Raw genomic sequence first — 15,117 nt, forward strand, 5'->3', positions numbered from 1 at the left:
TGTCAAATGTTTCTCGAACTAATCTGATTGGTTCGCTAAGTTTTCATCTTTTAAGTTGTCTTGCTATTGCCAAGTAAATTGCTCCTCCTACGACCCACAATACTAAAGTTAACACGCCGATGAGAACTGGTATATTTATTGCACTAGTGATTATTTGACTGTAAAACACGAAGCCTATTATAGTCTCAATTATGGCTACAAGTAATATATTACCTATGGTCAATGCGTTATTTCTCTTTACAACAATTAACATGCTTATATTTACTGTAAATATAGCTATTAGGAAACCAAACGTGGTAGTGACACCAGTAGCAATGAATATATTTGCCGGAGTAAAAATAAGAGACATTATAACGAAATAGACAGCTGTAAATATGAATGTGAATAATGCAGCAATATGGGGAGTTCTTCTCCTCTTATGTATATCCCCAATTCTGGACGGCAATAATCCGTCTCTACTCATTGCGTACATAACCCTGGTCACTGCATTTGTAAATCCACATGCACAAGCTATATTACTGTTGATAAGAAGGGCTGTTAAAATTATGGCTAATATGGGACCACCAAAATTATATGCTTCTATTAGACCTGGGGCAAGATAGTTGAAATAAGAGCTCATGTTATTGACACCCCATCCTACAGTGAATGCCTCAGAGCCTATCAGATATACAATACCCACTATCAATGCAGCTGTAAACACGCCCTTAGTTATCGTATTTTTTGGATCTTGAGCTTCTTCTCCGAGCACAGAGACAGTTTCATATCCAGTGAAAGCCAAAATACCGAACGAAACACCAAGACCAAGATTAAGTATTTGAGGTTGTGGCACATACGCAAGAGTAAATGTTTGTGGGTCAGGAGGCACTTTGGAAAATATCAGGAGCGAAGTCGCAATTAAAACAGTAATTTCCGCTAAGCTCATAGTCAGTGTGAATTTTAGAGACGGTCTTATTCCCATATATGATATAAAAACCGCAATGGCTGCATTTGCAAGACCAAATGGAATCCATATCCAATCTGGCAAACTTAATCCTAACTCTTGAAGTCCTGTAGGAACCATTAGCCCCATTATTAGATAGACAAATATTATAACTGCAAATATGTAAACGATGTAAGACATACTGGCTATGAAGGCTACTTTTTTCCCTAACCCCCTCTCTATAAATGTATATATTCCACCTGCACTTTGAATGTATCTAGATATTATACTTATCCTTGTAGCATCAAGCAGTATAGCAACTAAGGCTATTAATACAGCTAATGGTAAGCCTCCATATACGAAAGCAGCTGCACCGGTTAATGTCCCTATTGTAGCAGCTGCAGGAGCTGCGGAAGCTATACCTTGTGCTAAAACCTCTCTATATCGGGCTACACCTTTAGCTAAACCCTCTCCTTGTTCAGTTTGCTCTTCCTTTTTGCCCTTAGTTTCATCCATTTTAGTTCGAAACTACTATTATGTAGAACTAATATTTAATCATATTTTGTAAGATAATGTATTATAATGTATTACTTTATAATACAAAATATATATTTATAGTTATATTTTCTTATGTAATATTGATCATATAAGCTTAGGTGAGAAGGAGTGGTTGAAGAAAGTAAAGTAAATTCTAGGTTAGTCAAGTCTCCACTAGATCCACTTGACGAGAACGAAATAGAGATAGCAGCTCAGGTAATAAGGGAAAAAATAGTCCTAGAGAAGGGAGAGAGCATAAAATTCATTGCCATAATGCTAAATGAGCCAGAGAAAGATGATTATCTGAAATGGAAAAGAGGAGAGAAAAGTGTAGAGAGACAAGCATTAGTCAAGTTTTATAATCCTGCAGAAGAGGGGAAAGTATATGAAGCAATAGTTTCCATTGAGTCTCGTTCAATTGTTTCAGTTCATGAAATAAAGAATGTCCACGCACCTATAACCTTGGACGAATTTGGAGAATGTGAAAAAGCTGTAAGAAATGATAAGCGCGTTCAAGAGGCTCTACAAAAACGTGGTATACTTCCTAATGATCTCAATCTTTTGATAGTTGACTGTTGGTCCCCAGGGTATGTAAATGAGGCTGAACGTAATAAAAGGTTAGCTATAGGATACATGTGGATTAAAAAAGACCTAAAAGACAATAATTATGCTCGTCCAGTACACGGACTTATGCCATGGGTTGACCTAAATAAAATGGAGGTAGTTAGAATTGACGATTTCGGTGAGGCGCCTCTTCCTGAACTTAGCAGTGATTACACACCTGAGAGAAGGAAAGACATACAAGTAGACAGCCTTAAACCCATCGAAATACTTCAACCTCAAGGGAGCAGTGTAGAGGTTAATGGTTACGAAATAAAATGGTATAGATGGAGGTTGAGGATTGGTTATACACCGAGGGAGGGGCTCGTAATATATGACGTAAGATATAACTATAAAGGAAGAGAGAGACAAATTATTTACAGAGCATCAGTTGTAGATTTAATGGTTCCTTACGGAGATCCATCTCCGTTTCATTACAGAAAAATGGTTCTTGACGCAGGAGATTACGGTCTAGGAAACTTTATAGTTCCACTGAAACATGGTAATGGTGAACTCTACGATTGTGATTGTTTGGGTGAAGGTATTTACCATTTCGATGTAGTTAGGGCAAGTTCCGATGGTAAACCTGTGAAGGTGAAAAAGGCTATATGTGTACATGAAGAGGATTTTAATGTAATATGGAGACACACTGATTTGAGAAGCGGAGATTCTGAGGTAAGGCGAAATAGGAGGCTTGTAGTATCATTTTGGGCAACGTTGGCTAATTATGACTATGGATTCTTCTGGCATTTTTACCAAGACGGTAGCATTGAACTGATGGTTAAATTAACTGGTATAATAAATGACGACGCCGCACCTAAAGGACAAAAGAGAAAGTATGGTACACTTGTTACCCCAGAGGTTTATGGACCTATTCACATACACTGGTTTAACATTAGATTGGATTTAGATATCGACGGACAAATAAATAGGGTATATGAAGTCAATCTAAAACCAGAGAGTATAGGTCCTGAAAACCCGTTAGGTAACGCCTTCTATGCAGAGGAAACTCTATTAAAAAATGAACTAGAGGCTAGAAGACACGTAAATCCGCAAAGTGGTAGATACTGGAAAATAGTTAATCTGAAAAAGTCGAATTATCTAGGTGAACCTGTTGCATATAGATTTATTCCTAGAGAAAATGTAGCATGTCCATTACCAGACGAGTCCTTTGTAAGGAAGAGAGGGGGCTATATAAATTATCATTTATGGGTGACTCCATATGACCCAAATGAAAGATATGCTACTGGAGATTATCCCTATGAAAGGATTGGCGAAGGATTACCTAAGTATGTGGAAAAGAACAGGAGCATAGTGGATAAGGATATCGTATTGTGGTACACATTGGGAGTTGAGCATGTAGTGAGAGTTGAAGACTGGCCAGTAATGCCCGTAGAAATGGCTGGATTTATGTTAAGACCCGACGGATTCTTTGACGAAAATCCATGCATAGATTTGCCAAGAGAGTTACCATCTAATAACGAGAATAAATATAGAATGAAACATACTCACGGAAGCCATTGAGGGATTACTGGTGCCCTCCCATGAGAGTGTAAAGAGGTATAAGAGAATTCTCCTTTTTTATCATATTATACTGATGATAATATCTTCTGCGATAATAATTCTATTCTTGTTTAATCGTTTGTAAAGTTTTTTGAATTTAATTAGGTTTGTGTAGAGGATAATCAGTTTAGCCCTAGCTCTAAAGCGTTTTTCCTCCACAACATAATTTAGCTCTTTCTGTCCAAATAATATTTTACAGCCTTTTTTAGAGCCCTCCTCAGTATCTCCTCTAGCGTAGATGCCTTTATCCCCAATTTATTGGCTAATTCCTTCATCGAGATTTTCCTATCGACATCAAAATAGCCTGATTTGTAAGCCAATCTCAGGATTTCCAATTGTCTATCTGTTAACTCGCTCTCGTCAATTTCTGATACATTGGCAACTGTAGCCTCTACTCTTATGCTGTTCAGTTCTTCTAAAAACTGTTTCAATGCAGAAAGATTTGGTAATAGAAGTTTATACATAACAGTAGCTTTACTTAACACCTTTACCTTTTCCACAATTAGGTCAGAGTGATAGAGTAGTTTACAAACGCCGCAACCGTTTGTCCTTATCCAAATGGTATTTTCATTTATCCTTAAAGTTTTAAGAGACCTTCTCTTTAATTCCTTGAGTATATCATCGTTTATCTTAAGGAATGCAATATGGTCAGTAACCTGATCCCTTAGCTTAACATTAGTTATCTGAGCCTTAATTTCATATTTTCTAAATATGTCTAAGACTTCGCATGGGTGTTTATCCACTAGGAGTGTAACTTCAATGGGTCTCTTTGAGGCAAAGACCATATGTAACAACTCTTTCTAAAAAAGATTATTTTGTTAACAAACTTTCAATATACTCCTTTAAAACTACCGCATTATTGTAAGGCGATTTAGTGGCATATAGGAATGTAACATTTTCGCTTCTCCTTATTACCTCGATTAAGACTTTGACCTTAGGGTTACTTCTAAGCTCCTCCATATACTTGTGCTTAAACTCTTCCCACTTTTCAGGTTCATGATTAAACCATTTCCTTAACTCATCTGATGGAGCAATATCTTTCATCCAAATATCCACTAGATCTTTCTTTACTCCTCTAGGCCATAATCGGTCAATCAATATTCTGACCCCATCATCAGATTCAGGTGCGTCATAAACTCGCTTGACCTTAATCATCATATTTCCTATTAGAAAACAAAATTAATAAACAATTACCCTGAGTGTTTAGGTCTTCCCACTTGAAGTTTAGTCTCCATGTTCGTTTAAGGACGTTAAAACTCGACTCAGAACATGGTTTTTGTAGAGCCTACAAATATCTTATAAGCAATGGAGGTACGCACTATTCAATCTTAAACAAGCAGTAGGTCTAGCTGATTTATCGTTAACATGACACAATCGTGACAACTACTTCAATGCAAAATAAAGTAGTATTAAATTAACACAGGAAAATAATAAATTAGAAAATTAAAGAGAATAAGAACATGATTTTAAAAAAGGGACGTGCTGAGGCTGAGATTCTAAATAAGGGAGCCTACCTTTACTCATTTAAAATCAATGGGAAAGATCTAGTTCTCCAGGGAAATACTGATAGAGTTACAAGAGGTGGCATGGCAGTCCTAATACCCTTTGCTAACAGGATAAAGGGTGGAGAGTACATATTCGATGGGATTAAGTATGAGTTACCCAAGAACAAAGAAGGAAATGCCATTCATGGACTGGTCTTAGATAAAGAGTTTTCAGTTATACATAAGGAAAGGGACTTCGTGATCCTAAACTATCTCTTGGAGGATAAGGGTTATCCTACAAAGTTGAATTGCCTAGTCCTGTATAAGCTGTTCCAGAATGGTTTTATGAATAAGATAGTAGTTCAGAATGTTGGAGACAAAAGAGCACCCTTAACAGTGGGAACACATCCATATTTTGTGGTTTCCAGTGACTGGGAAATAATTACACAGAGAGAAGTAAGGAAACTAGAGAGTATTGACAATATACCAACAGGGGAAATAAAACAGGTTAAGCTAAGTCACGGGGAATACGATGACTGTTTTATCGTGAGAGGAGATATAATTTTGAAATCGTCTTATTCCACAGTGAAAATAACTAGGAGGAAAAACCTAAATTACATTCAAATATATACTGGCGTTAAAGGAGCTGTTGCCATTGAGCCAATGAGTGGAGCTCCAGACGCTTTCCATAATAAGATGGGTATTAAGGTAATTAAACCAGCACAAAAACACGAATTCTCTTATGAAGTGAGATTTTATCCTTAATAAACATCTAAGTAGTAAATTGTAAATTTTTATTTCATGGAAGTTTCTCTCTTGTCATATAGGAAATTAATATCAAGAAACATATGAATTATAGCTCACTAGTATAAAAGAATGAATTACATAAAGTTGAAAATATAAAAAATGGAGGCGAGAAGATCGCTTCACCTTCTTGTCCCTATAAATAGCCTCACCCTAAAAATACTTTATTTAATGTAAAGAAAATTCAATTTATATCAAAATAATCAAATTATTGTTCACACATAAGCTTATTTAATATGCATTTGTAATACGTATATTGTGAATAAAAACGAGATATGGAATAGAAGAATAATACCTATTATAGAAATTTTCGCTTCGCCTTACTCAGTTATTAGAAAAATATACTTACAATTATTAATGCTAAGTATTGTAGTATATATTATAGCCTTAATATTTGTTTATTATCAGCATTTAGATTGGATATCTGCAATTTATGCCGCAGTTAATGTTATAACAACTGTCGGACTTTACGCTCCGAATATCTACTCTATGCCGTCCCAAGAGAAGCTATTCCTAACTTTGAGCATTATCTTCAGTGTAGGACTATTTGCGAGTATTGCACAAACTTTAATTCTAACAATTGTGAATAGAAATACTTGGATTGACGCTAGGGCTAGATGGAGAGGTAAACATATGAGAGGTCATGTTATAGTACTAGGGAATTCAAGAAGTGTATTGTCTGCTGTGAAGAAGCTAGAGGAATTAGACAAGGACTATGTTGTAGTCACAAATAGTCAAGAAATTTACAAATTATTAAAGGGAGATAAGGTAATCTTGGGAGATCCTAAAAATGAGGATAATTTACTAAGTGTAGGCATCAATAATGCTGAGTCAGCTATAATAGCTATGGATGATGACTCAGAGACCCTTCTACTAACCTTGAAAGTACAGAAAATGAATCCACCACTAACAATAGTTACAGTCGTTAAGGACTCCTCAATGATGGATATCATGAGGACAGCCGGAGCTGATATTATCATTCCGTTTGAGGAAGTTTTAGGGAGGATGATGGCTTCAGCCTCGGTATCTAAGCAATTCGCTGGTATGATTTATCCTACAAATGGCAGGGAATTTGCAATAGGAGTTTTTGAAGTTAAAAGAATTATAAAACTTAAAGATTTACCTAACGATGTTATACCAATAGCGATATTAAAGGATGGTAAACTGGATCCTTATTTTGAAAAAGATACTGAAGTTAAAGAGGGACAAGTTCTATTTGTTTTAGGTGACCCGTCCAAATTCAAGGAAGTTAACAAGCTAATTCAGTGATACGTAAATAAAAATACATGACTAGTATTAAAAAAGCTTGAATCCCAGATTAGCAAATGTGACCTCACCTCTTATGAAGCAAGAAAGACAGTAACAAGATTACTAAAAAGCTTCTTTGTATTATATAAAAAATATAATTTATTCAAAATGTATGAGTATAAGTGAAAACTAAATTGAATTTTATGAATGAAATTATGATTCACATGTATTAGAAATGTACTTTAACTCATGCCTTATAAAGCCAATCACTCTTATGACTTTCTTCCAGTTTAACAAATAAAGACAATTACTATCTTAGGATAACTGGAACGGATTTCCCCTAATGAGCAATTTATACTACCTTTACATAACCTGTTTAAACAAGGCTAGACCTTAAGTTTAGCCTGGCGCTTTATTTTTAAAAGTGTCCTCACGTTTTCTTATACCTTAAGTATGAGATGCCATAAAAACCTCATTAAGTCAAATACTAGATAGTTAACTTATTCGGACCTTAAATTATTGTGCTTTAAAAAGGTAATTACGACAATTGTTAATGAACTTAAGAGAGTGAAACACCAAAGATAACAGTTAAGCCCGTCTAACATATGTTAAATGCTGAGGATTTTGACCGCATTACTTAGTATTTCCTTATCCATAATCTCTTGAAAGGGGACATAAGGATAATGGCTCCCAAATATCAATTTTTCTCTAGGAAATGTTTTAATTACATTCTGTGGAACAGAGGAGATGTCACCGTACACATTATTCAGTTTAAGGAGTTCTCTTGCCTCATTAACATAATTTGGATAACCTAGACTTATCAAGACTACTTTTAACCTGAAATTCTTGAGAACTTCAGTTAGTTTAGAGGGATCTCCCTTACCTCTACCTGTGTAAATAAATAGGGGTAGATCGTGGTCTTCAGCGAACTGATAAACGTCATCAGCTTTATCAAGATCAAAGTCATGATTGATTGGATTTAAGACAATTCCCACTATTCCCTTATCTAGTTGTCTCCCAAGTTCAACCCCTGCAGGAACTCTGCACTTTAAATTATATATTCCTAGTTGAAGGTAATCTCTACCTTTATTCCAGAGGTATTGCTGATAGAAACCGTCAACACAGCAATTACATGAGTACTTATATGATGGGTTTAAAACAACGTAATCGAAGTTGTCCCTAATCTCTTTAGCATTTACACCGTATATACCGAGATGCTGATGTGTATCAATTTTCATAGTGACTATATCCTAATCTAACTAATAAAAATCATTTTACATTGAAGTAATTAATACTCGTAAGGGATAGATATACTTTAATAGTCATCTAGATAAAAGATAATATATATAGCCATTATTATCTTACACGATTGGCTAGTGCAGGAATAACATTAGGTGAATTTATCCACACTCTCATGGGTTAATACTCTATTATTCAATAGATTTACACAAAGACAACAACCTGCTTCCATTCTGAATTACCGTCGTTATGATCCAAATTATAAGTAATGCAGACTCTTATTAAAAAATCCTGAGATCTAAGATCAACGCAAACTTATCCTGAGGAAAATAAAAGGAGGAGGAAATGAACGAGATAAAAAGGAATGGACTAAAGCAGACAATAGCTCTTACTGAAAACCTCATGTTTAAAGGAACAGAGATATTTTACTTATTACAATATTTATTTTAACATTACCTTATGATAGTAGCTGATCATATATAATTTTGCACGTAGCCGTCTGTATTAATGATTATATAATTTTTTTATATAAAAATAACTAAATACTTAAGGTTTTAATATTTTAGGTTTTTAAATAATATAATGAGAGGGTTTGAAGGAAAAATTACTTGAATTCAGAAGTGAAGGAGTAATCCATAAGAAGTTCAAGGCAACCTCAGTAGGATATGACTGGAACACATTCCCCATGAAACTTTACCAAATAGGCAAGAGGCTATTCTGGGATCCAGCAAAGATAGATTTCTCAAAAGACAAGGAGGACTGGAAAAAACTAAGTAAAGATGAGAAGAATTACCTTCTGAACATAGTCTCACTCTTCATGGCAGGGGAAGAAGCAGTGGCAGTTGATATTACTCCCTTAATATCAACGATGATTAATGAGGGAAGGGTCGAAGATGTAATATATCTAGAACAGTTTGCCTTTGAGGAGGCTAAGCATGCAGAGGCATTTAGAAGATTTTGTGATTCATTAGAGATAAATGACGACTTGACAATCTTTACCACAGAGTACAATCCGTGGTATCAGAAAATTTTCTATGAGGAACTACCAAGCGTAATGTGGAAATTAAGAGTAGATCCATCCCCTGAGAATTTAGCAGTAGCAGTTACAACTTATAACCTTTATGTTGAAGGAGTGGCCGCTGAAAGTGGGTATAAGACCTTTAAGCACATATTTAATAGCCTAAATATAATGCCTGGGCTATCAAAGACCGTAAATCTAATTGCCACAGACGAATCTAGGCATATAGCTTACGGAACTTATTTGATAACCAGGCTTATAGTGGAGAACGGTGAGAGTATCTACAGAAAGGCAATAGAGCAATTCAACAAACTTGTTGGGATAGTTCAATCTCTAACCAGACCACTAGCTAAATTACCTTTTGGATTGACCCCTGATTTCACCATAGAAAATAGGAAACAATTAGTGAACGCAAGGTTAACGGTAATTGAGAGAGCTCTTAAGATGACTCCTGAGCAGGTCAAAAGTTTTTCGCCAAAAGACTTAGGGGTCATAGAGGAGATTAAGCTGGACAAATAAGAAATGATAAAGACAAAAGATTTTTTCCTTATCTTCAGTTATTTTTGATGAAAACGTTTTTACATCAGTCCTGTTGTGCCTGTTCTCTCACTATATTTTCAATTTCCTCAGTCCTGAAGCCACTGTAAACTGCTAAGTAATGGAACACTAGACCTATAATAACCACTAGTATGGTATCATAGGGGAAAGGTACTATAGGGCTACTAAGTAGTCCAAAATTGCCAATGAAACTCATCACATATGTTGCCAGAATCAAGCCTATAAGCCAAAGACCACTCTTTATGTACTTTCTGCCCGTCTCGTTAACAGCCAAATATCCAATCAGGCTAGGAATTATTGACATTCCAAGAAAGCCTAAGAAATACATTATAAAGCTCCCAATCAAATTATAAGAGGAATTCAAAATATTTACGTATGCAAAATAAGCTAAGAGTATGTTGGATAAGAGTTGAAGCAATCCTAAAGTTACTCCAAGTGCTCTATTCATATTTAATTCCTTAACTGCGTAATATATCCAGAATATTGGCACTAGAATGAACAGGGATGTCAGCACATAAAATATGGTCGTAAAACCTGACCAGTATGCTACCAGCATTGCCGACACAGTAGCTATGGGTGCAATAACCTTACTTCCTGCTAGCTTCACTGGTCTCCTAAGATCAGGAGCAGTTCTTCTCAATGTCTGTAGACCTATGCCACCCATTACGTAAGTGAAAACTGTAGCCAATGAACTAAAATTCACAAATAAATACCAACTAGGGAATGGTAGTAAGAACAGTATTCCTACGACGAGTGTTGCAATGAGGGAGAAGATTGGTATTTTGTATTTATTAAGTCTCAGGAAGAACTCAGGAAAGTACCTATCTGCGGCTATTCCGTAGAAAGTCCTTGTGGTGGTACCAATGTACACTAGACCAGTACCACTGGGAGAAATTACCGCGTCTACGAGTAAAGCATAACCCCAATATACTAATAACGCTAAACCTAAAGCTTTTCCACTATTCTCTAGTTCGTTATAGAAGGGTCCACTTGCCCATGAGCTAGAAGTAAGAGCGGTCCAGTTACCAGGTGTTGAAATACCTGCTGAGGTCCAGTCTAACGCTCCAATAAAAGCTATTTGAAGTAGTGTATAAATTATGATGGCTATTGCTAGTGAGATAACTATTGCCCTTCCGATGTCCCTTTGAGGATTTTTTGCCTCTCCGGCATACTCCACTGGTTGCCTAAATCCTAGATAAGCATATACTATACCACTAGCAGGTATTGCATAAAATACATCTATTAAGCCATTTGAATTACCGGTTGGTAGGAAACCATAAGATGTGAAATTCTTTGAATTAAACGCAAAAAATAGTAATATAAAAGTTACAGTTGGAACTACTAACTTCCATATTGTTATACCAGTGTTAGTTTTACCAAGTGCTTTTATCCCAAAATAGTTAACAAGAAAGAAGACCACCATTAGACAAATAGCCAAAAGAATTCCATATACTGTGAGTACATTCACACCGTTAACAGATGTGGTTAGAAAGTTAAGTGGGCTAATTGAGGCTAGATATTCAACAACGGCTTCAGCCTCTATTGAAGGAGTAGTCACTGCAGATATCAGGTACAGTACAGCTAACATATAACCAGCGTAACTTCCATGGCTATAATGAGGATATCTTACAATTCCTCCACTTCTCGGAACAGCAGTACCTAATTCAGCATAAGCCAGACCAATGAATATTATTAGTATACCGCCAATTACCCAGGAAAGTACAGCTGAAGGTCCAGCGATAGACGCTGCACTTAACGCTGAAAATAACCAAGCAGATCCTATGATCCCTCCTAACGCCAATGATACTAGATCAATTAAGGTTAGCTCTCTTCTAAGTTGTTTATCTGTATTAAGGGTCTTCTCCTCTCCCATAAGTTTTTAACATGGTAAAAATTTTTTTAAAATTATCTGAAATCAAGTGGTTCGATTCTTATCATAACGCCCTAAAACCGGTTAAATATTCAATCCTCTACATCTGTTTTTTATGACAATATTCAGACAATGAAATTGGTATCGATTCTGTACTATTTCAATTAACTCAAGAGTATAGTTTAAATCTATTTCTCTAAAAAATTTCTACATTCATGTTTCTTCGGGTCATTTCACAATTTATCCTGTTATGTGTAAGAATTCAGTAGATTCGTCTTATACACTTAACAGGAAATATCAGTATCTTAAGATATATCGTTATTAATTTAAAAACACTAAAATATTCTAACCCCATAAGATAAAGAGTAAAACAATAAATGTATATGTGAGATTAAAACTGTATTGTAAAGTTTTAAAAACATGGAATAAAATATAAACTTGGTGTATAGTTTTGCCCTCCAAATTAAAAATTCCAGATGAAATATATCATAACTACAAAGACCTCTTCGGTGAAAAAGTTATAAATGACAGAATTGTAAGCGTTGAAGGACTAATAGAGGAACTTTCTGTAGAGTTTTCCGACGAGATAAAGAGAGTAATTAGTAAGAGGAGGAAATGGTTAGAGTCAAAGGATTCAGTATCATCAAAGGGGTCATTTCCCTCATGGGACGAAGTTTTTGTGGACGCAGATGGTAATAGGAGGACTTTTAGAGAGATAGTCCAAGGAATGATAGACAATTTCCTCCAGAGACAATCTAGTTTAAGCTGGAGGTTAAATGATCATGTGCCTATACCAAATGATGCCCATCCGATCAAGAACCCTGGACTAGAAATCACTGGACCTTGGTATCCTTTAAGTAGGGCTTACAACCAGGTAAACACTGATGTAACATCAGCAATGGAAGATGAAGAGGACGCCTCACCCGCCTGGTACACTCCCTATGGATCAGGAAAGAGTATCGCTGATGTTTGGGACGCCAGAAAGAACGTTAAACTTTTCCTTTCAGGGAAGGCACCAAATCCTTATTACGAAAAGGGTAAAACATACACTTTGAATAAGCCCAGAGATAAGTGGCCTACTATATTCCACAGGCTCCCAGGACTACATCTACTTGACTTTGATATTACACTGGACGGAAAACCAGTACCTGCAATCATAGTCTCAGCTGTAATCTATACACTTAATAATTACATAAGCCTTAGGAACGCAGGCTCGGGAGTCTACTTCTACTTACCCAAAACACAGACACCCGAAGAAGCTCTAATCGTGGAAAAAATACTAAGAAGAATTGAGGAGAAGTTAGGGTTACCTATTGGAACACTTAAATTAGCGCTATTATATGAAGAAGTTAATGCCGGAAGATACTTTCCAGTTATATTGTGGATATTTAGGGAGAGACTGATAAAGTCGAATAACGGTAGATGGGATTACCTAGGTAGTCTCATCGAGATGTGGTTACAGGAGAGGGTTCTTCCTGACCCACAAAATATAACAATGACTTCGCCGAACATGATGGCTTACCAGAAATATAATGCGTTGATAATGTTACTGGCAGGAGCAAAAAATGGTGAGGCTGACGCTGCACCGGTTGGAGGAATGGCTGCCGTAATGCTCTATCCTCAAAGTGACGCTTTTGAAAGACACAGATATAACTTAAAGGCATTAAGAGGAATTAAACTGGATAAACTTAGAGAAAGACTAATAGGACTTATCTTTATAGGAGACGTTAAAGGGAAGGTAACACTTGAAGACATCTTAAAAGGGAAAGTCCAAGGTAAACTATATGACATGTTTAGGCAAAGTTGGGTAGCTACAAAGGAAGAGGCTTATGTTGAGGCTGGAAATAAACCCTTAAAGGCTAGCTTAGAGGAGTTACAAAAAATGATAGATGCTCCTGTTGAGTACGTCACAGTAGAGGGTACTAAGATGCCCACTGTTGACAGTGGACTCACACCTGAGGAGAGGTCTTTATTCCAGAGACTAGGTTTAATAGATGAAAATGGCAAAATAACACCCTGGGTTATAACTAAAGATATGATTGATACACCAGAGAAGTTACTTCATAATAAGGAGTTATGGGGAGGAAAGAGTATATGGAATGCCCTTTATGACATACCAGACGGGGAGATTACACCTGAGCATGTCCAACACGCATTTTACATGGCAGCAAATTATGGTTTCCAGTTATTAAATGGTAATTTAGCAGCAGCAATAGATGATTATGAGCTTAAGCAGAGGTTCATGAACGACTTAGCTACTTATAGGATATTTACTTCTTGGCTGTGGAGCCTGGTGAACAGGGATGCAGTGATCACGAAAGAAGGATATATTAAAGCTCCTAAACTAACAAGGGACGGGGTCATACCTGCAGAGAACGTACTAAAAGTTGCTAAAGGTACTAAGGTAAAGGATATATTTGAGGAAATATGGAAGTTACATTTCGATTGGACTAATGAATTTTACAAGGAGCAGGACATGAGAGTTGCCAATAGACTGGCAGAGACGTTTGGAAAGACTAATAATAACTCAGTAGTTGAAGAGATATACAATATAATATCAAAGGCATATAACGCAGGACCCTTTAGACAGATGTCGGCAAAGGAAGCTGCAGAGAAAATCGGTAAACTGCTTAACACTCAACCTTCAAAGATTGAAGAGGAATTGATAAAGCTTGCACCCAGATTTGACAGGGAGATGGCACCAGTTATAATGGAAATTTTAATGAGACAATTTCTATATCCTAAATACATAATGAATAGCGGAAAGATACTATTTGTGCTCTCGCCATTAGATCCAGAGAAGAGGTTGAAGGTAATGGACAGTATATTCTCGTTCAGGGAGATGGTTCAAGATAAGGTAAAAAGAGGAGAGCTTGATCCAACAGTGTTGGAACTATATGACTACATATACGATGATTATAAATGAGTTGAGATAAAGTCTCTCTGTAATTCTTTTTTAACTTGTAAATGAAAACAATTCTAAATAGTTTTTCAATGAACTTGTAAATATAGTACAAAATTATTTTTTAAGTAAAGATTTTAAATTGAAAAGTTTTCACTTTTCTCCCTAAAGTTGATTTTAAGGTAAGTGCAAGCATAGACTAAGAATGTAAATAGCCCTACTTTAGAGCGTATTAAAAAGTATAAAATTACTCGATAGATATATCTAATTAAACGGAAAATTACCTTAAAAATGCTCATAAGACCCAATTTAGTAGATGGTCTTTGAAAAATAATTTTTGCGTAAAGTGAATTTGACACTACAATTATAAATACG

At 36.0% G+C, this 15,117-nt stretch carries 10 protein-coding genes; 5 read left to right on the forward strand and 5 right to left on the reverse strand.

The annotated features are described in order from the left end of the window. Positions 1-43: 43 nt before the first annotated feature. The gene (locus SACI_RS10540; RefSeq protein WP_011278969.1) at positions 44-1,435 is read right to left on the reverse strand and encodes an APC family permease; all 1,392 of its coding nucleotides are present in this window, start codon (positions 1,433-1,435) and stop codon (positions 44-46) included. A 150-nt stretch (positions 1,436-1,585) separates the two neighbouring features. Here SACI_RS10540 and SACI_RS10545 point away from each other — a divergent pair, with 150 nt between their 5' ends. Next, positions 1,586-3,580, forward strand: coding sequence for a primary-amine oxidase (locus SACI_RS10545; protein ID WP_011278970.1), 1,995 nt, complete (start codon positions 1,586-1,588; stop codon positions 3,578-3,580). 206 nt (positions 3,581-3,786) lie between these two features. Here the strand turns inward: SACI_RS10545 and SACI_RS10550 are convergent, their stop codons facing one another. Beyond that, positions 3,787-4,404 (reverse strand): helix-turn-helix domain-containing protein, encoded by a 618-nt coding sequence (locus tag SACI_RS10550; RefSeq protein ID WP_011278971.1) that lies wholly within the window; start codon positions 4,402-4,404, stop codon positions 3,787-3,789. A 25-nt stretch (positions 4,405-4,429) separates the two neighbouring features. After that, positions 4,430-4,774 carry a DUF488 domain-containing protein gene (locus SACI_RS10555; protein WP_011278972.1) on the reverse strand — a complete coding sequence of 115 codons (345 nt, stop codon included), beginning with the start codon at positions 4,772-4,774 and terminating at the stop codon, positions 4,430-4,432. Positions 4,775-5,079: 305 nt separating this feature from the next. On the opposite strand from SACI_RS10555, the gene SACI_RS10560 reads away from it, so the two are divergent. Both SACI_RS10560 and SACI_RS10565 read left to right on the forward strand, forming a co-directional pair. After that, entirely contained in the window at positions 5,080-5,868 is a 789-nt protein-coding gene (locus tag SACI_RS10560; RefSeq protein WP_011278973.1) for an aldose 1-epimerase, read from the forward strand. A 297-nt stretch (positions 5,869-6,165) separates the two neighbouring features. After that, positions 6,166-7,176, forward strand: coding sequence for a potassium channel family protein (locus SACI_RS10565; RefSeq protein WP_011278974.1), 1,011 nt, complete (start codon positions 6,166-6,168; stop codon positions 7,174-7,176). A 587-nt stretch (positions 7,177-7,763) separates the two neighbouring features. On the opposite strand, the gene SACI_RS10570 is transcribed toward SACI_RS10565, so the two are convergent. Then, positions 7,764-8,393, reverse strand: a complete 630-nt coding sequence (locus SACI_RS10570; RefSeq protein ID WP_011278975.1) for an amidohydrolase family protein — start codon at positions 8,391-8,393, stop codon at positions 7,764-7,766. 593 nt (positions 8,394-8,986) lie between these two features. Here SACI_RS10570 and SACI_RS10575 point away from each other — a divergent pair. Then, entirely contained in the window at positions 8,987-9,931 is a 945-nt protein-coding gene (locus SACI_RS10575) for a R2-like ligand-binding oxidase (protein ID WP_011278976.1), read from the forward strand. A gap of 64 nt (positions 9,932-9,995) precedes the next feature. Here SACI_RS10575 and SACI_RS10580 read toward each other — a convergent pair whose 3' ends face one another. Beyond that, a complete protein-coding gene (locus SACI_RS10580; protein ID WP_011278977.1) occupies positions 9,996-11,843 on the reverse strand; it encodes an APC family permease in 1,848 nt (615 codons plus the stop codon). Positions 11,844-12,291: 448 nt separating this feature from the next. Here SACI_RS10580 and SACI_RS10585 point away from each other — a divergent pair, with 448 nt between their 5' ends. Continuing rightward, complete coding sequence (locus SACI_RS10585) at positions 12,292-14,766, forward strand: malate synthase (protein WP_011278978.1); 2,475 nt, start codon at positions 12,292-12,294, stop codon at positions 14,764-14,766. Positions 14,767-15,117 lie beyond the last annotated feature (351 nt).

Origin of the sequence: Sulfolobus acidocaldarius DSM 639, assembly GCF_000012285.1 — an archaeon.
GTDB classification, from domain to species: domain Archaea; phylum Thermoproteota; class Thermoprotei_A; order Sulfolobales; family Sulfolobaceae; genus Sulfolobus; species Sulfolobus acidocaldarius.